The organism is Pseudomonas sp. 10S5 (assembly GCF_035019745.1).
In the GTDB taxonomy this organism is placed as follows: Bacteria; Pseudomonadota; Gammaproteobacteria; order Pseudomonadales; family Pseudomonadaceae; genus Aquipseudomonas.
The window spans coordinates 18,695-40,689 of the sequence record NZ_JASJVL010000011.1 but is presented as its reverse complement, the minus strand read 5'-3'; the positions used below and the strand labels follow the sequence as shown (position 1 = coordinate 40,689).

Below are 21,995 nucleotides of genomic sequence, written 5' to 3'. Positions count from 1 at the left end.
GACGGGGTCAGCAGCTACATAGGGCGTTGTCGAGCACTTTGCGCAGATCCAAAGGGTGGTCGACCACGATGTCGGCGCCCCAATGATTTGGATTGTCGTGCGGATGAATGTAGCCATAGCGGACTGCCGCCGTCTTGGTTCCAGCGTCGCGGCCCGATTCGATATCGCGCAGGTCGTCGCCGACAAACAGGACGCTGGCAGGGTCCAGGTCGAGCATCTGGCAAGCAAGTATCAGCGGCTCTGGGTGAGGCTTGCTATAAGTGACATGGTCGGGACAAATGAGGATGGCCGAACGGTCAGCCAAGCCCAGTTGCTCCATGATAGGTCGAGCAAATCGCAAAGGTTTGTTGGTCACCACGCCCCAGATCAGATTGGCTTTTTCGATGTCAGCCAACAGTTCGGCCATGCCATCGAACAGTTTGCTATTTACAGCGCAGTCAATTTGATAGCGTTCGAGAAACTCCAGACGCAATGCTTCGAATTCAGGTGCGGTCGGGGAAAGCGCGAAAGTGGCTGCAACCATTGCCCTGGCGCCACCGGAGATTTCATCACGAATCAGCTTGTCCGCCACCGGCGCAAAACCTCGGTCAGCTAACATGCTCTGGCAGATCGCGATGAAATCCGGCGCGGTATCGAGCAGGGTGCCGTCCATGTCGAATAAAACCGCTCTCAAACGCATGGAGTTATGCCTCTCGGAGGGTCTGGATCATGTAGTTGACGTCGACGTTGGACGCCAGCTTGTAATGCTTGGTCAGAGGGTTGTAGGTCAGGCCAATGATGTCCTTGACCTGCAAACCCGCCTCGCGACTCCAGGCGCCCAGTTCCGACGGGCGGATAAATTTCTTGAAGTCGTGAGTGCCGCGCGGCAACAAGCCCATAATGTATTCGGCGCCAACAATGGCAAACAGGAACGCCTTGGGATTGCGGTTCAGGGTGGAGAAGAAGACTTGGCCGCCGGGCTTGACCATACGAAAGCAGGCACGAATGACTGATGACGGGTCAGGTACGTGTTCCAGCATTTCCAGGCACGTCACGACATCAAACTGTTCGGGCATTTCGTCGGCGAGATCTTCGGCGGTGATCTGGCGGTAATCTACGGTCACTCCCGACTCCAACTGGTGCAAGCGCGCCACGGCCAGGGGTGCTTCACCCATGTCTATCCCCATCACTATGGCGCCGCGCTGGGCCATGGCTTCGCTGAGGATACCGCCGCCGCAACCGACATCCAACACGGTTTTGCCAGCCAGATTAACGCGTTCGTCGATCCAGTTGACCCGCAGCGGATTGATGTCATGCAGCGGTTTGAATTCGCTGTTGCGGTCCCACCAGCGATGGGCCAATGCTTCGAATTTGGCGATTTCTGCGTGGTCGACGTTGCTCATGGGTAATCCTCAAAAACTCGATTCTTTCGTCCTGTCCGGGCAATTAGACCCGCACGGTCATTGTTCGATCTGGCTTTGATGCCCCGATATTCGCTGGCCCCAAGCCTTAGCGGTTTCACACAGAGCCTGTTCATCCATGCGTGTCAGGCGTTTGTCATCAAGCAACTGTCTGCCGGCAACCCACACATGGGTCACACAATCGCGGCCGGTAGCATAGATGAGCTGCGACACCGGATCATATACCGGTTGTTGGGCTAGCCCAGATAGGTCGAACGCGACGATATCGGCGGCTTTGCCGATTTCCAATGAGCCTGTCTCAGACTGAATGCCCATGGCCCGTGCGCCATTGAGCGTCGCCATGCGCAAGGCCCGGTGGGCATCCAGTGCGGTCGCCGAGCCGGCGACTGCTTTGGCCAGCAAGGCCGCAGTGCGTGTTTCGCCCAGCAAGTCCAAATCATTGTTGCTGGCAGCGCCGTCCGTACCGATGGCGACATTGATGCCCGCCTGCCACAGCCGTTCTACCGGACAAAAGCCGCTAGCCAGTTTCAGGTTCGATTCGGGGCAATGAATCACGCTGGAATTACTTTCTACCAGCAAGGCGAGGTCTTCGTCGCTGACTTGGGTCATGTGCACCGCTTGAAAGCGTGGACCCAAGAGGCCAAGTCGGTTCAGGCGCGCGAGCGGCCGCTCATCAAGTTGCTCAACGGATTGTTCTACTTCAAAGGCGGTCTCATGCATGTGCATATGAATCATCGCATCGAGTTCGTCAGCGAGGACGCGAATTTTTTCCAGATTGTCATCGCAGATGGTGTACGGCGCGTGGGGGCCAAAAGCGATTTTGATCCGCGGATGGAGTTTTAGATCGTTGAACAGCTCGACGCCTTTGTGCAGCGCTTCATCCGTGGTACGTGCGCCAGGAATAGGGAAATCCAGTATCGGCACAGTAATTTGAGCGCGGATACCACTATTGTGCACACGCTCGCTGGCCACGTGCGGGTAAAAGTACATGTCAGAAAAGCACGTGATGCCGCCTTTAAGTTGCTCGGCGATTGCCAGGTCGGTGCCGTCACGGACAAACGCCTCATCGACCCATTTGGCTTCGGCGGGCCAAATATGGTTTTCCAGCCAAGTCATCAGCGGCAAGTCGTCAGCCAAGCCGCGAAACAGGGTCATTGCGGCATGCCCATGAGCATTGATCAGGCCGGGGCTGAGCAGCATTCCCGGCAGTTCACGGACCTCGAGAACGTTTTGTTTAAGCGCTTCAGCTCGCGGGCCAATGTAGACGATAAGGCCATCGCGAATGCCCAGCCCATGTTCTTTAAGCACCACGCCAGCAGGTTCGACCGGCACCAGCCAAGTGGGCAAGAGCAGCAGGTCGAGGGGGGTGGCAGCGTTGGGCATGGCGGGCATCCGTGGCTTGGTTTTCTTTATATAGCGGGGTAGACACACAAGCGGCAAAGTATACCCGAGCGTCTTGACGGACGGCTCGCTATAATCGGCGGTTTTTGACTTCTAGTTTTTTGTTTTTTGTTTCTTGAGTATGGGGTGAGAGATGCGCGATCGACTATTGGCTGCAGAGAAAGTGAAAGCCATCGATTGGCAGGACGACGCCCTGCATTTGCTTGATCAGCGTGCGCTTCCGTTTGAGGAAACCTGGCACGCCTACACAACGGCAGCTGGAGTCGCAGAGGCGATTCGCTCAATGGTCGTACGCGGCGCGCCAGCGATTGGTATCTGTGCGGCGTACGGCATTGTGTTGGCGGCACGGCAGCGGATAGCCGAAGGCGGCGACTGGGCCATGGCATTGGTAGCAGATTTTACGGTACTCGCCAATTCACGCCCCACGGCGGTCAATCTTTTCTGGGCGCTCAACCGTATGCGCGATCGCTTGGCGCGACTCAAGGGCAATGAATCGGCGCTGGCTGCTTTGGAAGCCGAAGCAGTGGCCATCCACCTCAGCGACCGCGAAGCCAACTTGACCATGGCTCAGCTCGGTGCCGATCTGATTCGCAAGCATCAGGGCAACCTACAAACCGTGTTGACTCACTGCAATACTGGCGCGCTGGCCACGGGTGGTTTTGGCACTGCGCTGGGCGTTATTCGAGCAGCGCACCTTGAAGGCATGATCGAACGCGTCTATGCCGATGAAACCCGGCCGTGGTTGCAAGGTTCGCGATTGACCGCTTGGGAATTGGCTAACGAAGGGATTCCGGTCACCGTCAACGCCGACTCGGCGGCTGCGCATCTGATGAAAACCAAAGGGATTACCTGGGTCATCGTCGGTGCCGACCGCATCACCGCCAATGGCGACGTGGCAAACAAAATCGGCACTTATCAACTGGCCGTCGCAGCGATGCACCATGGGGTGCGTTTTATGGTAGTCGCGCCAAGTTCAACCATCGACATGACCCTCGAAAGCGGCGATGACATTCCTATCGAAGAGCGTGACGGTCGAGAACTGCTGGAAGTTGGTGGCCAGCGTGTAGGGGCTGATGTTGACGCTTTCAACCCGGTCTTCGATGTCACCCCGGCCGATTTGATTGACGCCATCGTTACCGAAAAAGGCATCGTCGAGCGGCCAGATACTGCAAAAATGGCGCTACTTATGTGCCGCAAGCGGCTGCATTGAGTGCGCCCCAGGAGCCAGCGGGTGGTGAGCTTTTGAAGCCGTGTGGAGGCAGGCCTGTCGACAACAAGTGGCGCTGCAGAGGTTAAGCCCTTCATTGATAGGCTCCAAGCCCCTCAGAGGCGCTATAAAGGCCGATCACTCATCGATTAGTGGTTGGGCAGGTTTTCAAGGGATAGGTCCCTGATCGCCATTGTGATAATATCCGGCGGTTCCCAAGGTCGCGCGATGCGCCTGCCTTTAATGCGCAGATCCATGGCACAACTCGTTAATTTGCCGTAAGTCGCTGCATGGCAAACGCCTGCAGCGGCTAGCTTCGTTCTTCCCGCATGGATGACGAAGTTTCACCAGAAAAAGGAATCAGGCTTCTCATGGGCGAACTGGCCAAAGAAATCCTCCCGGTCAATATCGAAGACGAGCTGAAACAGTCCTACCTCGACTACGCGATGAGCGTCATCGTCGGTCGAGCATTGCCGGATGCGCGCGACGGCTTGAAGCCTGTGCATCGGCGTGTACTGTTCGCAATGAGCGAATTGGGTAACGATTGGAACAAGCCGTACAAGAAATCTGCTCGTGTGGTCGGCGACGTTATCGGTAAGTATCACCCGCATGGCGACACTGCCGTTTACGACACGATCGTACGGATGGCGCAGCCATTTTCCCTGCGCTACTTGCTGGTAGACGGTCAAGGCAACTTCGGTTCGGTCGATGGCGATAACGCTGCGGCCATGCGATACACCGAAGTGCGCATGACAAAGTTGGCCCACGAACTGCTGGCCGACCTGCATAAAGAAACCGTGGACTGGGTGCCGAACTACGACGGCACCGAGATGATCCCTGCGGTCATGCCGACCCGCATTCCCAACCTGCTGGTCAACGGCTCCAGCGGCATCGCCGTGGGCATGGCGACCAACATTCCGCCGCACAACCTCGGTGAAGTCATCGACGGTTGCCTGGCGCTGATCGATAACGCTGACATCACCATTGATGAGCTGATGCAGTTCATCCCCGGTCCTGACTTCCCGACTGCCGCGATCATCAACGGTCGCGCCGGTATCGTCGAAGCCTATCGCACCGGTCGCGGGCGCATTTACATGCGTGCGCGCTCAATGATCGAAGACATCGACAAGGTCGGTGGTCGTCAGCAAATCGTTATTACTGAATTGCCGTACCAGTTGAACAAGGCCCGTCTGATCGAGAAGATCGCTGAGCTGGTCAAAGAGAAGAAGCTCGAAGGTATTACCGAACTGCGCGACGAGTCTGATAAAGACGGTATGCGCGTCGTGATCGAACTGCGTCGTGGCGAAGTGCCTGAGGTTGTACTTAACAACCTCTACGCCCAAACCCAGCTGCAAAGCGTTTTCGGTATCAACATTGTTGCGTTGATCGATGGCCGTCCACGGATCCTGAACCTCAAGGATTTGCTGGAAGCCTTCGTTCGTCACCGCCGTGAAGTGGTTACCCGTCGTACCGTTTTCGAGCTGCGTAAGGCCCGTGAACGGGGGCATTTGCTGGAAGGTCAGGCCGTTGCCTTGTCGAACATCGACCCGGTTATCGCGCTGATCAAGGCCTCGCCGACACCTGCCGAAGCCAAAGTGGCGTTGATCGCGACCCCGTGGGAATCCAGCGCTGTGGTCGAAATGGTTGAACGTGCCGGCGCTGATTCTTGCCGCCCGGATAACCTTGATCCGCAATACGGCCTGCGCGATGGAAAGTATTTCCTGTCGCCAGAGCAGGCTCAAGCGATTCTGGAACTGCGTCTGCACCGTTTGACCGGTCTGGAACACGAAAAACTGCTGACCGAATATCAGGAAATCCTGAGCCAGATCGGCGAGCTGCTGCGCATCCTCAACAGCGCAGAGCGTTTGATGGAAATCATCCGCGAAGAGCTTGAGCTGATCCGCGCAGAATACGGCGATGTGCGTCGCACCGAGATTCTCGATGCCCGTCTGGACCTGACCTTGGGCGACTTGATCACCGAAGAGGAGCGGGTTGTCACCATCTCTCACGGTGGTTACGCCAAAACCCAGCCATTGGCCGTCTATCAGGCACAGCGCCGTGGCGGCAAAGGCAAGTCGGCTACTGGCGTCAAGGACGAGGACTACATCGCGCACCTGCTGGTCGCCAACAGCCACACCACGCTGTTGATGTTCTCCAGCAAGGGCAAGGTTTACTGGCTCAAGACTTACGAGATTCCGGAAGCGTCCCGCGCTGCCCGTGGTCGTCCGCTGGTCAACCTGCTGCCGTTGAGTGAGGGTGAATACATCACCACCATGCTGCCGGTAGACATGGAAGCCATGCGCAAGAAGTCCGAAGAAGAAGGCGGTGACGACGTTATCACCGTGGAATCGGACGAAACCGCGACCGGCGAAACCGAAGAAGAACGCAAAGTACGCATCAAAGCCGAAGACCGGAAGAAAGCACCGTTCATCTTTATGTCGACCGCCAACGGTACGGTAAAGAAAACCCCGCTGGTGCAGTTCAGCCGTCAACGCAGTGTTGGCCTGATCGCCCTTGAGCTAGACGAAGGCGACATTTTGATTTCTGCCGCCATCACCGACGGCGAGCGCGAAGTCATGCTGTTCTCCGACGGCGGCAAGGTCACGCGCTTTAAAGAATCCGACGTTCGCGCCATGGGTCGCACTGCTCGCGGTGTGCGCGGCATGCGTCTGCCAGAGGGTCAGAAACTGATCTCGATGTTGATCCCAGAAGAGGGTAGCCAGATCCTGACCGCATCCGAACGTGGTTTCGGCAAGCGTACAGCGATTACCGAGTTCCCTGAGTACAAGCGTGGCGGGCAGGGCGTGATCGCCATGGTCAGCAACGAGCGTAACGGCCGTCTGGTCGGCGCGGTACAAGTGCTCGATGGCGAAGAAATCATGCTGATTTCCGACCAGGGCACCTTGGTTCGCACCCGTGTCGATGAAGTTTCAAGTCTGGGGCGTAACACCCAGGGCGTGACCCTTATCAAGCTGGCCAATGATGAGAAGCTGGTTGGCCTTGAGCGTGTTCAGGAGCCTTCAGAAGTTGAAGGCGAAGAGCTCGAAGGTGAAGAGTTCGACGGCGAAGTGCTGGAAGGCGACGATGATTTGATCGTCCTGGATGCTGACGAAGCCTCCGATACCCTGCAAGCCGACACCCCAGAAGAAGATTGAAACCTGTAGATCGCGAGCAAGCCCGCTCCTACAATTGAAATGTGATCTCCTGCCCCACATGACCCTGTGGGAGCAGGCTTGCCTGCGAATGGTTCGATACAGGCCCAAGCCTTTGACGAGAGTGGATATGAGCAAGCGAGCTTTTAACTTCTGCGCAGGCCCTGCCGCGCTCCCTGAAGCTGTTCTGCTGCGCGCCCAGGCGGAACTGTTGGACTGGCATGGTAAAGGCCTGTCCGTCATGGAAATGAGTCATCGCAGCGATGAATTCGTCTCCATTGCCAATAAGGCCGAGCAAGATCTGCGCGACCTGTTGAATGTTCCCTCAAACTATAAAGTGTTGTTCCTGCAAGGCGGCGCAAGCCAGCAATTTGCACAAATTCCGCTTAACCTGCTGCCTGAAGACGCCACCGCCGATTATATCGACACCGGTATCTGGTCGCAGAAAGCAATCGAAGAAGCTTCGCGCTTTGGCAACGTCAACGTCGCTGCCAGCGCCAAGCCTTATGACTATTTCGCAATTCCGGGTCAGAACGAGTGGAAGCTGTCCACAGACGCCGCCTACGTTCACTACGCACCCAACGAAACCATCGGCGGTCTGGAATTTAATTGGATCCCCGAGACTGGCGATGTACCGCTAGTAGCTGATATGTCCTCGGATATCCTGTCGCGCCCGGTGGACGTCTCCAAGTTCGGCATGATTTACGCCGGTGCACAAAAGAACATCGGGCCTAGCGGTATCGTCGTCGTGATCATTCGTGAAGACTTGCTCGGGCGCGCCCGTTCAATCTGCCCGACGATGCTCAATTACAAAGTCGCTGCCGATAACGCGTCGATGTACAACACGCCTCCTACCTTGTCCTGGTACCTGTCGGGTTTGGTATTTGAGTGGCTCAAGGAACAAGGCGGTGTCGAGGCCATGGGTATGCGCAATGACCTCAAACAGCGCACGCTGTACGACTTCATCGACGCTAGCGGGCTGTACAGCAACCCAATCAACAAAACCGACCGCTCGTGGATGAACGTGCCTTTTCGCCTGGCCGACGACCGTTTGGACAAGCCGTTTCTTGCAGGCGCAGAAGCGCGCAGCCTGCTCAACCTCAAGGGCCATCGATCGGTAGGCGGCATGCGTGCCTCCATCTATAACGCCGTTGATATCCACGGGGTTAATGCCTTGGTGGCTTACATGGCAGAGTTCGAGAAGGAACACGGCTAATGTCTGAGGAAGAACTCAAGGCGCTGCGGATACGCATCGACAGCCTGGATGAAAAAGTCCTGGAGCTGATCAGTGAGCGTGCCCGCTGCGCGCAAGAAGTTGCGCGGGTGAAAATGGCCTCGCTGGCGGAAGGCGAAGTGCCGGTCTTCTATCGTCCAGAGCGCGAAGCACAAGTACTCAAGCGCGTCATGGAGCGCAACAAAGGGCCGTTGGGCAACGAAGAAATGGCGCGTTTGTTCCGCGAAATCATGTCTTCCTGTCTGGCGCTTGAGCAGCCATTGAAAGTGTCGTACCTCGGTCCGGAAGGCACTTTTACCCAAGCGGCGGCTATGAAGCATTTTGGTCATGCGGTGATTAGCTTGCCGATGGCGGCCATCGACGAAGTGTTCCGTGAGGTCGCGGCGGGTGCCGTGAATTTTGGCGTGGTGCCGGTAGAAAACTCCACCGAAGGTGCGGTCAATCACACCCTCGACAGCTTTCTTGAACACGACATGGTGATCTGTGGCGAAGTCGAGCTGCGTATTCACCATCATTTGCTGATCGGTGAAAACACCAAGACCGACAGCATTAGCCGCATCTACTCCCACGCTCAGTCGCTGGCTCAGTGCCGCAAGTGGCTGGACGCGCACTACCCGAATGTCGAGCGCATTGCGGTTGCCAGTAACGCCGAAGCCGCCAAGCGGGTGAAGGGTGAGTGGAGTTCAGCCGCGATTGCCGGTGATATGGCCGCTGGACTGTATGGTCTGACGCGTATCGCCGAAAAAATCGAAGATCGTCCAGACAATGCTACGCGTTTCCTGATCATTGGCAGCCAAGAAGTGCCGCCTACGGGCGACGATAAAACCTCGATCATTGTTTCGATGAGCAACAAACCTGGCGCGTTGCATGAGTTGTTGGTGCCGTTCCATCAGAACGGCATTGACCTGACGCGCATCGAGACTCGGCCTTCACGCAGCGGTAAATGGACCTACGTGTTCTTTATCGACTTCGTCGGTCATCACCGCGACCCACTGATCAAAGCCGTGCTAGAGCAGATCAGTCAGGAAGCAGTGGCACTCAAAGTGCTCGGTTCATACCCGAAAGCGGTTCTTTAAAGGGTAGTGATATGAGCGGCGACTTCCTTGCCCTGGCACAGCCGGGCGTGCAAAAACTTTCACCCTACGTCCCGGGAAAGCCTGTGGACGAACTGGCGCGTGAGCTGAATATAGACCCGGCCAGCATCATCAAGCTGGCCAGCAACGAAAACCCGTTAGGTGCTAGCCCCAAGGCACTGGCGGCGATTCAACGCGAATTGACAGGCCTGACGCGCTACCCGGATGGCAATGGTTTCAACCTTAAGGCTCGGCTGTCTGAGCGCTGTGGGGTGCAGGCAAATCAGGTGACGTTGGGCAATGGCTCTAACGACATTCTTGAATTGGTCGCCCGCGCTTACTTGGCGCCGGGACTAAACGCAGTGTTCAGTGAACACGCGTTCGCCATTTATCCCATCGTCACCCAAGCGGTAGGTGCTGACGCCCACGTCGCGCCCGCCAGAGACTGGGGTCACGACCTGCCTGCCATGCTGGCTGCTATTGATAGCAACACCCGTGTCGTATTTATCGCTAACCCAAATAACCCCACCGGCACCTGGTTCGGTCCGAGCGCCTTGGCTGATTTCCTCGCCGATGTTCCGGCAAACGTGTTTGTGGTGCTGGATGAGGCCTACATCGAATACGCCGCCGGCACAGATTTGCCAAACGGCCTGGATTATTTGGCGCAGTATCCCAATTTGCTGGTCTCGCGGACATTCTCCAAAGCCTACGGCTTGGCGTCGTTGCGCGTCGGCTATGGCCTTTCGTCGCCAGCGGTGGCGGACGTACTCAATCGCGTCCGCCAGCCGTTCAATGTAAACAGCCTTGCGCTGGCTGCCGCTTGTGCCGCGCTGGACGATGTCGAATACGTGGCCGAAAGTCGCCGCCTCAACGAAGTGGGCATGAATCTTTTAGAACAAGGGTTGCGCGAGCTGGGCTTGAGCTGGATTGCGTCGAAAGCCAACTTCCTGGCCATTGATCTGGGTCGTGAAAGCGCATCGGTTTATCAGGGGCTGCTTAATGAAGGTGTGATCGTGCGTCCGATCGGCGGTTATGGCATGCCCAACCACTTGCGGGTAAGCATTGGGTTGCCGAGCGAAAACCTGCGTTTTCTCGACGCGTTGGCGAAGGTTCTCGCGCGTGGTTGATGTCACGTCCCTGCAATCAGTCCGTCCTATGATCGGGCGCCTGGTGGTAATCGGCCTCGGTTTGATCGGCGGTTCGTTTGCCAAAGGTCTGCGTGAAAGCGGGCTGTGCGGTGAAGTCGTCGGCGTCGATCTGGACCCTCGCTCCCGTTTAATGGCCGTTGAGCTGGGCATTGTGGATCGCTGCGAGGAAGACATTGCTGCCGCTTGTCGCGGCGCTGACGTGATAATGCTCGCTGTGCCTATTCTGGCGATGGAAAAACTGCTGACGTTATTGGCCACCTTCGACTTGGGTGATGCGGTGTTGACTGATGTAGGCAGTGCCAAGGGCAATGTAGTTCGGGCCGCGCAGCTGGCGTTTGGTGATTGTCCTGCGCGCTTTGTGCCGGGGCATCCGATTGCGGGATCTGAGCAGAGTGGAGTGGAGGCGTCCAACGCGCAGTTATTCCGTCGGCATAAAGTGATTTTGACACCGCTGGTCGATACTGACCCAGTGGCAGTGGCCCTTATCGACCGGTTATGGTCCGAGCTGGGGGCAGATGTCGAGCACATGCAGGTCGAGCGCCACGACGAAGTGTTGGCCGCCACCAGTCATTTGCCGCATTTGCTGGCGTTTGGTTTAGTGGATTCGCTGGCCAAGCGCAACGAGAATCTAGACATCTTTCGATACGCTGCGGGAGGTTTCCGCGATTTCACAAGGATCGCGGGCAGTGACCCGGTGATGTGGCACGACATCTTTCTCGCCAATCGCGAAGCGGTGTTACGCACATTAGATACATTTCGCAGCGACCTCGACGCCTTGCGCGACGCGGTCGATGCAGGGGATGGGCATCAATTGTTGGGCGTTTTCACCCGCGCCCGTGTTGCTCGCGAGCATTTCAGTAAAATCCTGGCCCGTCGGGCCTATGTGGACGCTATGAACACCAACGACCTGATTTTCCTGGCTAACCCTGGTGGACGCGTTTGCGGACGTATCCGAGTTCCAGGCGATAAATCAATTTCCCACCGCTCGATCATGCTCGGCTCACTGGCTGAAGGCACGACCGAAGTCGAAGGCTTCCTCGAAGGCGAAGACGCGCTGGCAACCCTGCAAGCATTCCGAGACATGGGCGTGGTTATCGAAGGCCCGAACCATGGCCGCGTGACTATTCACGGTGTTGGCTTGCACGGCCTGAAAGCAGCCCCGGGCCCCATCTATCTGGGCAACTCCGGCACCTCGATGCGCCTGCTCTCTGGTTTGCTCTCAGCTCAAAGCTTCGACAGCACCCTGACCGGCGACGCGTCACTGTCCAAACGTCCGATGAATCGCGTGGCCAATCCTTTGCGGGAAATGGGCGCAGTAATCGAGACCGCCGCCGAAGGTCGTCCACCGATGACTATTCGTGGTGGCCAGCGTTTGACTGGGCTGACGTACAGCATGCCTATGGCCAGTGCGCAGGTTAAATCTTGCCTGTTGCTGGCAGGTTTGTATGCCGACGGCGAGACTCGTGTGACCGAGCCTGCCCCGACCCGCGATCATACCGAACGCATGTTGCGTGGTTTCGGCTATCCCGTCAGCACCCAGGGCAGCACTGCTTCGGTAGAGTCCGGCCATACGCTGACCGCTACCCACATCGAAGTGCCCGCAGATATTTCGTCGGCTGCGTTCTTTCTGGTCGCGGCATCTATTGCGCAGGGCTCGGACTTGCTGCTGGAACACGTCGGCATCAATCCGACCCGTACTGGCGTCATAGACATCCTTCGTTTGATGGGTGCTGACATCACGCTTGAAAATCAGCGTGAAGTCGGCGGCGAGCCTGTGGCTGACCTGCGCGTGCGCTCGGCCAAGCTTAAAGGTATCGACATTCCGGAAGAGCTGGTGCCCTTGGCAATCGACGAATTTCCGGTGCTGTTCGTTGCCGCAGCCTGTGCCGACGGAAGGACCGTATTGCGTGGCGCGGAAGAATTACGCGTCAAAGAGTCGGACCGCATTCAAGTAATGGCCGATGGCTTACTCGCGTTGGGCGTTAAAGCCGAACCGACAACGGATGGCATTATCATTGATGGCGCCGGTTTCGGTGCTGAAGCGTTCAGCGGCGGTGAAGTGAACGGTCACGGTGATCACCGGATTGCCATGGCCTTCAGCGTTGCTTCTTTGCGCGCATCGGCGCCCATCCGTATTCATGATTGCGCCAACGTTGCCACATCTTTCCCCAACTTTCTTGCACTGTGCGCCCAAGTCGGCATGCGTTTAGCACAAGAGGCACAGTCGTGAAGGTTCAGCCGCCAGTTATTACCATCGATGGGCCTAGTGGGTCTGGCAAAGGCACAGTCGCGGGCAGGTTAGCCAAGCATTTGGGCTGGTGTCTGCTCGATTCCGGGGCGCTTTATCGTCTTTTGGCTTTCGCAGCGCGCAACCATGGGGTCGACCTGACCAACGAAGAAGCGTTGAAACTTCTGGCCGCTCATCTGGATGTGCAATTCAACGCGGGCAACGACGATCACGGGCAGCGCATTACCCTTGAAGGTGAGGACGTTACCCACGCCATTCGCAACGAAACGATCGGCAATGGGGCCTCGCAAGTCGCTTCACTGCCGGCGGTGCGCGACGCTTTGCTCCAGCGTCAGCGTGCCTTCCTTGAAATGCCGGGCCTTGTCGCAGACGGTCGCGACATGGGTACGGTAGTTTTTCCTGATGCGCCGCTGAAGATTTTTCTGACTGCTACGCCCGAAGAGCGTGCACGCCGCCGTTACTTGCAGTTGAAGGCCAAGGGTGATGATGTTAGTCTGTCGAGTCTGCTAGATGAGATATGTGCACGCGATAAGCGTGACACCCAGCGAGCGGTAGCCCCGCTAAAGCCGGCGCACGACGCCATTCAGCTGGATTCCACCGAATTATCGATTGAGCAGGTGTTGGAACGCATCTTGAGTGAAGTCGCGATTCGCGATATCGCCGGATGACGAGAAGAAGCGTGTGGGAGACCAGTCATAGTCCCACAGGCTTCTTTTACTTGAACGAAACCCACGTTGTCTGGAATGTGGCAGATGGGCGTATTCTTCGCCCTTGATCAACAGGAATTAAAATGAGCGAAAGCTTTGCAGAACTTTTTGAAGAAAGCCTAAAGACCCTGAACCTTCAGGCTGGCTCGATTATCACCGCGATCATCGTTGATATCGATTACCAAGCAGGTTGGGTTACGGTTCACGCCGGTCTCAAATCTGAAGGCCTCATCCCGCTAGAGCAGTTCCACAACGATGCTGGCGAGCTGACCATCAAGATCGGCGACGAAGTGCACGTTGCACTGGACGCGGTCGAAGATGGCTTTGGCGAAACCAAGCTGTCCCGCGAAAAAGCCAAGCGTGCTGAGTGCTGGATCGTTCTGGAAGCGGCTTTCGCAGCTGAAGAAGTGGTCAAGGGCGTTATCAACGGTAAGGTTAAAGGCGGCTTTACTGTCGACGTTAACGGCATCCGTGCGTTCCTGCCTGGTTCTCTGGTTGACGTCCGCCCAGTGCGTGACACGACTCACCTGGAAGGTAAAGAACTCGAATTCAAGGTCATCAAACTCGACCAGAAACGCAACAACGTTGTCGTTTCTCGCCGTAGCGTCCTTGAAGCTGAGAACAGCGCTGAGCGTGAAGCTCTGCTGGAATCCTTGCAGGAAGGCCAACAAGTCAAAGGTATCGTCAAAAACCTCACCGATTACGGCGCATTCGTCGATCTGGGTGGCGTCGATGGCCTGCTGCACATTACCGACATGGCTTGGAAACGTATCAAGCATCCATCGGAAATCGTCAATGTTGGCGATGAGATCGATGTAAAAGTCCTGAAGTACGATCGCGAACGCAATCGTGTTTCCTTGGGTCTGAAGCAGTTGGGCGAAGATCCATGGGTCGCTATCAAAGCTCGCTACCCAGAAGGCACTCGCGTTACCGCCCGTGTTACCAACCTGACCGACTACGGCTGCTTCGCTGAGCTGGAAGAAGGCGTTGAAGGCCTGGTACACGTTTCCGAAATGGACTGGACCAACAAAAACATCCACCCTTCAAAAGTCGTACAAGTTGGCGACGAAGTGGAAGTTATGGTTCTGGACATCGACGAAGAGCGTCGTCGTATCTCCCTCGGCATCAAGCAGTGCAAATCTAACCCATGGGAAGATTTCTCTGGCCAGTTCAACAAGGGCGATAAAATCTCCGGCACCATCAAGTCGATCACCGATTTCGGTATCTTCATTGGTCTGGACGGCGGCATCGACGGCCTGGTTCACCTGTCCGACATCTCGTGGAACGAAGTGGGCGAAGAAGCCGTGCGTCGCTTCAAGAAGGGCGACGAGCTCGACACCGTCATCCTGTCTGTTGATCCAGAGCGCGAACGCATCTCGCTCGGTATCAAGCAGCTGGAAAGCGATCCGTTCTCTGAGTACGTGATGGTCAACGACAAAGGCGCTATCGTTCGCGGTATCGTTAAAGAAGTAGATGCCAAAGGCGCCATCATCACTTTGGCCGACGACATCGAAGCTACTCTGAAAGCCTCCGAAATCAGCCGTGACCGCGTTGAAGACGCGCGTAACGTTCTGAAAGAAGGCGAAGAAGTTGAAGCCAAGATCATCAGCGTTGATCGCAAGAGCCGCGTAATCCAATTGTCCATCAAGTCGAAAGACGTTGAAGACGAGAAGGAAGCAATCCAAAGTCTGCGCACTAAGCCAGAAGCTGCGGAAAGCACAGGTCCTACCACTATTGGTGACCTGCTTCGCGCACAAATGGAAAAACAGAACTAAGTTCTGATTAACCATTAGAAAAAGGGTGACTTCGGTCGCCCTTTTTTGTGCCTACAATTCCTGTGGTAACCCAGATGGATGCCTTGCAATTCTGTCTGTCAGACCTATCCTCATCTACACGCTGAAATTTCCGATGCAGACAACGCGGCCCATACGCGGCTAGACTCTGGCTGTCTCCGGGCAGTCGCTGGGCTCACGCTCGCATAAGGGAATACATGCGCCAAGTAATAGTCGTATTGATCATCATCGCCCTTGCAGGCTGTTCTACGGCCCACAAAACTAAAGCAATACGAGGCCAGAGCGGCTTGCGGATTGAGTGTTCGGGAATGTTTTCAAACTGGGATCGTTGCTACACAAGGGCTGCCCACGAATGTCGTCCAGGCACGTTCAAAGTCGTCGCCAAGTCTAGCGATGTGAAAGAAGATCCCGAAGACTATCCGTTTGGCTGGAATCCTGCGGGCTACTTTAGTCGTCGCATGCTGATCATCTGCAGGTAATCGTGCCAGCCTGTACTCAGCATTGACGCCGCAAATCAAATACCTGCTCCGACTCATCAATTCACATAAGTCAATGCTTAGACTGTTCAAATCCCTCAAGTCATGCTAAAACCTTTGAAGCGCTTTACCTAGCTGCTTGAAAAAGAAGGGAAAAATATGACGAAGTCGGAGTTGATCGAACGAATTGTCACCCATCAAGGGCTGCTGTCATCCAAGGATGTAGAGCTGGCCATCAAGACAATGCTTGAGCAAATGTCCCAATGCCTTGCCACTGGTGATCGCATCGAGATACGTGGTTTTGGCAGCTTCTCCCTCCACTACCGCTCACCACGCGTCGGACGCAACCCCAAGACCGGTCAGTCAGTCAGTCTGGACGGCAAATTCGTCCCTCACTTCAAGCCGGGTAAAGAACTGCGTGACAGGGTCAACGAAGAAGAGGAAGAGGGCTATGAATACCCTTGATGGCAGGAGGTGCAGATGCGGAACTTAATGCGCATTATATTGGTCACAGTTATTCTGCTGATTGCTTTGGCAACGGTAGTGTTTCTGTTAGAAAACCAACAGCCCATTGCGTTGGTGTTTTTGGGTTGGACAGGTCCGCAGATGTCGGTGGCAGTACCAGTTATTTTGGCGTTGCTGGTTGGGATGGTGATTGGGCCTGTCATCAGCGCCGTCTTATCGTTAGGCAAAAAAGCAAAGCCAAGGATCAGACCCGTCTGATCTTCTGACGTCTTTATCCGCCCCGCTTAGAAAAATCTTGCAAAACGTTAAGGAACCCATTTAAGCCTGCCTCGGCTGCATTGGTTGGCTTTTTATGGGGTAATCGCGTCCCTTCATGGTCCCTCGCAAGGAAGTCGAATGCTCTACCCAGAAATACTTCATCACGGCGCTATTGAAAGCATGACCGGCTCATGTCACCAACTGAGCGTCAGTGCCGATTGCAGCTACTTGATTGACTGCGGTTTGTTTCAAGGCCACGAAGCGGACAGCGATGCAAGGCCCAACGCAGATCGCGCTGCCCTAGGATTATCCCCCGACACCCTCAAAGCGCTGATCGTGACCCACGTCCACGTCCACGCCGACCACGTCGGTCGAATTCCCCAGCTACTGGCGGCAGGTTATACCAGTCTGATCCTCTGCAGCGAACCTTCAGCGCAACTGCTGCCGTTGGTCCTGGGAGATGCATTCAAGCTCGAACGCGGTTGCAGCCAGGACGATATTGATCACTACCTCAAACGCGTAGCGTTAAGCACCATCGCCCTGTCGTTCGATTCCTGGTTCGACATCCTGCAAACCCCCGAACTCAATTGTCGCGTTCGATTGCAACGAGCAGGGCACGTCCTCGGATCGGCCTACGTCGAGTTTGACTTGGCTTACCACCTGGAAAATAAAACCCGACGCATCGTGTTCTCGGGTGACCTCGGTTCTTCCCATGCCCAGATATTGCCGAGCCCTCGGTCACCCGAGCGCGCCGACATCCTGGTATTGGAGAGCACCTATGGCGATCACTTGCACGAAGACCGCAACACGCGACAAGTGCGACTGGAACAGGTCATCGATAAAGCTTCGGCCGACCGCGGCACGATACTGATTCCGGCATTCAGCCTAGGTGCACCCAAGAGTTGCTGTACGAGATTGAAGACATCCTGCATCGCAAGGCGCTACCCGAGAAGATCCATGCAGAAGACGACAACGACAGTGCGGTCCTGACCATCGATTGGCCGCAACTGCGGATAATTCTCGACTCACCCCTAGCAAGCCGCTTCACCCAGGTATACCGGGCATTCAACGACATCTGGGATGACGATGCGCAGGAGCGCCTCAGCAGCGATCATCGACCTCTGCAGTTCGAACATTTGATCAAGATCGACAGCCACGCCCGGCATTTACAGATGGTTAACTACCTTCCCGCACTGGGCGTCCTGCTATTGTGATCGCAGGTAGTGGCATGTGCGCCGGCGGCCGAATCATAAACTACCTGAAAGCCATGCTCGGCGATAACCGTTATAACGTGGTTTTTGGCGGCTACCAGGCCAAATGCACCCCCGGCGCAGCCCTTCCGGCTCATGAGCCCAAAGGCGGCTATGTAGAACTTGATCCCGAGCGCTACCCGGTCCGGGCTGGTGTCACCACGCTAGGTGGCTACTCGGCGCATGCCGGTCAGCAAGGGCTGGTGGATTTTGTGAAGGGGATGCAGGAAGGGCCTGCGGATATTAGGTTGGTACATGGGAGCCTAAGGCAACGAGGGAGCTCCAGAGAATATTGCAAAGAAAGTATCAATTAGAAAAGCGCGCTCATGCGATTGTGATTGCAGTCAACTGAAGGACTCGTGAGGCCTGTCGATGCAGGGTTGATCCTAGAATGCCGCCCGGCGATCTACAGTCTTGGCGACGTAACCAGCTACTGACGTTGACGGTTGGGCCTATTAATTTGATTGTGCCAGTCGTGTGTTTGGATGCCCGGGCTCGGGAGTTCCTGCAGGTTAGCTTGAAACTATCCAGCTTGATCGGACTCAAAATGATGAATTTTTTGTTTTGAAAAGTGTTCTGAGATGTTCAAATACGGGCGATAGAGAGGCTGGAATCAGCCAGAGGAGTTGTTCGAGGTGAGTGAAGGTGTTATGGATAGGATACGGACAGGACTTCTAGGCCTGCCACGCCGCCGGAAACGGATGATCCAAGTATTTACGGACGTCATTTTGATCTGGACGGCTTTGTGGCTGTCGTTTGTCGTTCGATTGGGCATCGACGATCTCATAAATCCGGTTGATTATCTTTGGTTGTTCCTCAGTGCACCGGTAGTGGCCGTTTCCCTATTTATTCGTATTGGCATGTACAGAGCGGTAATGCGTTATTTTGGTAATGATGCCTTAATAGCAATCATTAAGGCCGTGAGTCTTTCTTCCCTTATACTCGCATTAGTAGTTTATTTGTTTGGTGACCATCATAATATTGTGCCGCGCTCTATAATTTTTAATTACTGGTGGTTGAGCATGGTCATGATTGGTGGATTGCGTTTAGCGATGCGCCAATATTTTTTGGGTGATTGGTTTGCAGCCGTGCGACACGTCCCGTTTACCAGTAGGGATGATGGCCTTCCCAAGGTTGCAATTTATGGGGCGGGTGCCGCTGGTAATCAACTAGTGGCTGCGTTGCGAATGGGACGTTTGATGCGACCTGTTGCCTTTATCGACGACGATCACAGTATCTCAAATCGTATAATTTCGGGTCTTCAAGTTTATAAGCCTCGTCATATTCAGAGGATGCTTGAAGTTACTGGGGCGCAGGAAATACTGCTTGCCGTTCCCTCTTGCTCTCGCGGTCGTCGCCGGGAAATATTAGGTTACCTGGAAGGCTTCCCTTTGCATGTGCGAAGCGTGCCAGGCTTCATGGACTTGGCCAGCGGTAGGGTCAAGGTGGACGATATTCAAGAGGTCAATATCGCCGATTTGCTCGGTAGGGACTCTGTGCCTGCCCAAGATGATCTGCTTGAGCATTGCATAACAGGGCAAGTGGTACTTGTAACGGGGGCCGGAGGTTCGATTGGCTCGGAACTTTGTCGCCAGATCCTTACGCTTAAGCCAACCATACTGCTATTGTTCGAACACAGTGAGTTCAACCTTTACAGTATTCTTTCAGAGCTTGAGCAGCACGTGGCGCGCGAATCTCTTGAGGTTAAACTGCTGCCGATCCTAGGTTCCGTTCGAAATAAGGATAAGATCTTAAGTGTGATGAAGACCTGGCAGGTAGACACTGTTTACCACGCTGCCGCCTACAAGCATGTGCCGATGGTGGAGCACAATATTGCTGAGGGTGTACTGAATAATGTCATAGGCACACTGAACACTGCTCAAGCGGCTGTGCAGGCCGGGGTTTCTAACTTCGTACTCATCTCTACGGATAAGGCTGTCCGACCGACTAACGTGATGGGAAGCACAAAGCGGCTAGCGGAGCTTACGCTACAGGCATTAAGCCGCGAGCTTGCACCGGTAATGTTTGGCGATAAATCGAATGTCTCTCGGGTCAACAAAACAAGATTTACGATGGTTCGCTTCGGAAACGTTCTCGGGTCCTCTGGCTCCGTCATCCCGCTGTTTTATAAGCAAATCAAGTCCGGGGGGCCTTTGACAGTCACCCATCCCAAAATAACCCGTTATTTTATGACCATACCCGAAGCGGCACAGCTGGTCATCCAGGCCGGTTCGATGGGGTTGGGTGGCGACGTATTTGTGCTGGATATGGGCGAGCCGGTCAAAATAATTGAACTTGCTGAAAAAATGGTCCATTTGTCAGGGCTTAGCATCCGGTCTGAAAGAAATCCACACGGTGATATTGCTATTGAATTTAGTGGCCTGCGCCCTGGCGAGAAACTCTACGAGGAGCTTCTGATTGGGGAAAATGTAGTCGCCACAAAGCACCCTATGATCATGAGCGCTAACGAGGATCATCTACCTTGGGACGTGCTAAAAGTGAAGCTATCAGAGCTTCTTGGTGCTGTTGAAAATGACGATTACAATAAAGTTCGTCAGCTGTTGCGGGAAACGGTGAGCGGTTATTCACCGGAGGGAGAAATCGTTGACTGGATTTATCAGCAGCGCCGCTCAGAACTTTGAAAGCTAATGCTCCCACAGGGCGATGTTAACGACCAGGTTGTAGGGAAGGATCCCTCTGCTTTCTGGCTTAGGGAGACTTGGAGTGAAAATGCCGTTCTTAGTAAATCATTATCTTTTCATGTAGGCGACAGCCATTGTCCGATTGTATACATCTCCGGCTTCTTCCGCCTATCCGGGGTGTCAACCTAGCGACCATTGATTGCATTCAGGGCTTTCGAATGAATGTATAGCCTTGATGAATACATTTTTCGTCACCCTCGGGACAATACCGTAGGTGAGAATGATTCTCCTGATGTCAAGTGCACTGGCGAGAGTAAACGAATACCCGGTGAGCGCCGTTTGATGGTGAAGTATATGGTGTCGGTCCCAGTCTATCCGTGGCGCGTGTTCTCTTAATAGTGGTGTAGCGATGACCTTGAAAACCTTATGTGTGTTTGGCACGCGACCTGAAGCAATAAAAATGGCTCCTTTAGCCTTGAGTCTTGCGGCCGACGAACGCTTCGAAGCAAAGCTGTGCGTAACCGGACAGCATCGTGAGATGCTGGATCAGGTTTTGGATTTATTTGAACTGACGCCTGACTTCGATTTAAATGTCATGAAGCCTGGCCAAGATTTGACAGACGTGACTACTGCTATTTTGCAGGGAATGAAAGCAGTCTTTGCGAGGTTCAAGCCTGATCTAGTTCTTGTACACGGTGATACTGCCACTACGTTTGCAGTTACCTTGGCGGCTTACTATCAGCAGATTCCCGTGGCTCACGTTGAAGCAGGGCTTCGTACGGGCAACCTCTATTCGCCTTGGCCGGAAGAGGCTAATCGCAAGTTGACCGGTGCGTTGGCAGCTTTGCATTTCGCGCCAACAGAGACGTCTAAACAGAATTTACTGAGGGAGGGCGTTGATCCAGCGTGCATTCATGTTACTGGTAATACTGTTATTGACGCTTTACTGGGCGTAGTCGCGAGGGTTACTGACAGTCCAATCCTTCAAAAGCAGTTTCACGAACAATTCTCATTTCTCGGTGACGGGAAGCGTATCGTCCTTGTAACGGGCCACCGTCGCGAAAGTTTTGGGGGGGGCTTCGAGAATATCTGCCAAGCGCTACTTGAAACGGCAACAGCATTTCCCAATGTCGAGATCGTATATCCCGTACACCTTAATCCGAACGTGCGCGAGCCCGTGAATCGACTCTTGGCGGACGTCAAAAATATTTACCTGATTGAACCGCTGGACTATTTGCCATTTGTTTATTTGATGAATCGCGCCTATTTGATCCTGAGTGATTCAGGCGGCATACAGGAAGAGGCTCCATCGCTGGGCAAGCCAGTCCTTGTAATGCGTGACACCACCGAGCGTCCGGAGGCTATTGAGGCGGGTACTGTGAAGCTGGTTGGCACAGACGTCAAAGTCATCAAGGATAGCTTGAAGTATCTGCTTACAGATACCGAAGCCTATACACGGATGAGCTTTGCCCACAATCCTTATGGTGACGGTAAAGCTTGTGCTCGTATTCTTGAAACTCTTTCCAAAATTTAGTAGGGCG

General features: G+C 54.8%; 16 protein-coding genes and 1 pseudogene. 14 read left to right on the top strand and 3 right to left on the bottom strand.

The window, feature by feature from the left end:
- Positions 1–7 precede the first annotated feature (7 nt).
- Genes mupP through QN378_RS13710 form a run of 3 tightly spaced genes read right to left on the bottom strand, consistent with a single transcriptional unit; the run spans position 8 to position 2,783 of the window.
- Positions 8–679 carry an N-acetylmuramic acid 6-phosphate phosphatase MupP gene (mupP, locus tag QN378_RS13720; protein ID WP_322204974.1) on the bottom strand — a complete coding sequence of 224 codons (672 nt, stop codon included), beginning with the start codon at positions 677–679 and terminating at the stop codon, positions 8–10.
- Positions 680–683: 4 nt separating this feature from the next.
- Positions 684–1,382 (bottom strand): bifunctional 2-polyprenyl-6-hydroxyphenol methylase/3-demethylubiquinol 3-O-methyltransferase UbiG, encoded by a 699-nt coding sequence (gene ubiG / locus QN378_RS13715; protein WP_322204973.1) that lies wholly within the window; start codon positions 1,380–1,382, stop codon positions 684–686.
- A gap of 57 nt (positions 1,383–1,439) precedes the next feature.
- Complete coding sequence (locus tag QN378_RS13710) at positions 1,440–2,783, bottom strand: TRZ/ATZ family hydrolase (protein ID WP_322204972.1); 1,344 nt, start codon at positions 2,781–2,783, stop codon at positions 1,440–1,442.
- Positions 2,784–2,934: 151 nt separating this feature from the next.
- Here QN378_RS13710 and mtnA point away from each other — a divergent pair, with 151 nt between their 5' ends.
- From mtnA to wecB, 14 genes and pseudogenes are all read left to right on the top strand, one after another.
- The gene (mtnA, locus tag QN378_RS13705; protein WP_323547126.1) at positions 2,935–4,011 is read left to right on the top strand and encodes an S-methyl-5-thioribose-1-phosphate isomerase; all 1,077 of its coding nucleotides are present in this window, start codon (positions 2,935–2,937) and stop codon (positions 4,009–4,011) included.
- Positions 4,012–4,379: 368 nt separating this feature from the next.
- Positions 4,380–7,163, top strand: coding sequence for a DNA gyrase subunit A (gene gyrA / locus QN378_RS13700; RefSeq protein ID WP_323547128.1), 2,784 nt, complete (start codon positions 4,380–4,382; stop codon positions 7,161–7,163).
- Between the two features lie 127 nt (positions 7,164–7,290).
- Positions 7,291–8,376 (top strand): 3-phosphoserine/phosphohydroxythreonine transaminase, encoded by a 1,086-nt coding sequence (serC, locus tag QN378_RS13695; RefSeq protein ID WP_322204969.1) that lies wholly within the window; start codon positions 7,291–7,293, stop codon positions 8,374–8,376.
- Positions 8,376–9,470, top strand: coding sequence for a prephenate dehydratase (gene pheA, locus QN378_RS13690; RefSeq protein WP_322204968.1), 1,095 nt, complete (start codon positions 8,376–8,378; stop codon positions 9,468–9,470). Before serC ends, pheA begins: the two co-directional genes overlap by 1 nt.
- Positions 9,471–9,481: 11 nt before the next feature.
- A complete protein-coding gene (gene hisC, locus QN378_RS13685; RefSeq protein ID WP_323547130.1) occupies positions 9,482–10,594 on the top strand; it encodes a histidinol-phosphate transaminase in 1,113 nt (370 codons plus the stop codon).
- Positions 10,595–10,622: 28 nt separating this feature from the next.
- Positions 10,623–12,845, top strand: coding sequence for a bifunctional prephenate dehydrogenase/3-phosphoshikimate 1-carboxyvinyltransferase (locus tag QN378_RS13680; RefSeq protein WP_323547164.1), 2,223 nt, complete (start codon positions 10,623–10,625; stop codon positions 12,843–12,845).
- Positions 12,842–13,531 carry a (d)CMP kinase gene (gene cmk, locus QN378_RS13675; protein ID WP_322204966.1) on the top strand — a complete coding sequence of 230 codons (690 nt, stop codon included), beginning with the start codon at positions 12,842–12,844 and terminating at the stop codon, positions 13,529–13,531. Before QN378_RS13680 ends, cmk begins: the two co-directional genes overlap by 4 nt.
- Before the next feature lie 122 nt (positions 13,532–13,653).
- On the top strand, positions 13,654–15,345 hold the full coding sequence (rpsA, locus tag QN378_RS13670) for a 30S ribosomal protein S1 (RefSeq protein ID WP_322165580.1): 1,692 nt from the start codon (positions 13,654–13,656) through the stop codon (positions 15,343–15,345).
- 215 nt (positions 15,346–15,560) lie between these two features.
- Positions 15,561–15,842, top strand: a complete 282-nt coding sequence (locus QN378_RS13665; RefSeq protein WP_322204965.1) for a hypothetical protein — start codon at positions 15,561–15,563, stop codon at positions 15,840–15,842.
- Positions 15,843–15,998: 156 nt separating this feature from the next.
- Positions 15,999–16,304, top strand: coding sequence for an integration host factor subunit beta (ihfB, locus tag QN378_RS13660; RefSeq protein ID WP_322204964.1), 306 nt, complete (start codon positions 15,999–16,001; stop codon positions 16,302–16,304).
- Between the two features lie 15 nt (positions 16,305–16,319).
- Entirely contained in the window at positions 16,320–16,562 is a 243-nt protein-coding gene (locus QN378_RS13655; protein ID WP_323547133.1) for a lipopolysaccharide assembly protein LapA domain-containing protein, read from the top strand.
- Between the two features lie 138 nt (positions 16,563–16,700).
- Positions 16,701–18,164, top strand: a pseudogene (locus tag QN378_RS13650) (MBL fold metallo-hydrolase RNA specificity domain-containing protein).
- A gap of 298 nt (positions 18,165–18,462) precedes the next feature.
- The gene (locus tag QN378_RS13645) at positions 18,463–20,454 is read left to right on the top strand and encodes a nucleoside-diphosphate sugar epimerase/dehydratase (RefSeq protein ID WP_323547166.1); all 1,992 of its coding nucleotides are present in this window, start codon (positions 18,463–18,465) and stop codon (positions 20,452–20,454) included.
- Between the two features lie 409 nt (positions 20,455–20,863).
- Positions 20,864–21,988 (top strand): non-hydrolyzing UDP-N-acetylglucosamine 2-epimerase, encoded by a 1,125-nt coding sequence (gene wecB / locus QN378_RS13640; RefSeq protein WP_323547135.1) that lies wholly within the window; start codon positions 20,864–20,866, stop codon positions 21,986–21,988.
- Positions 21,989–21,995: the final 7 nt, after the last annotated feature.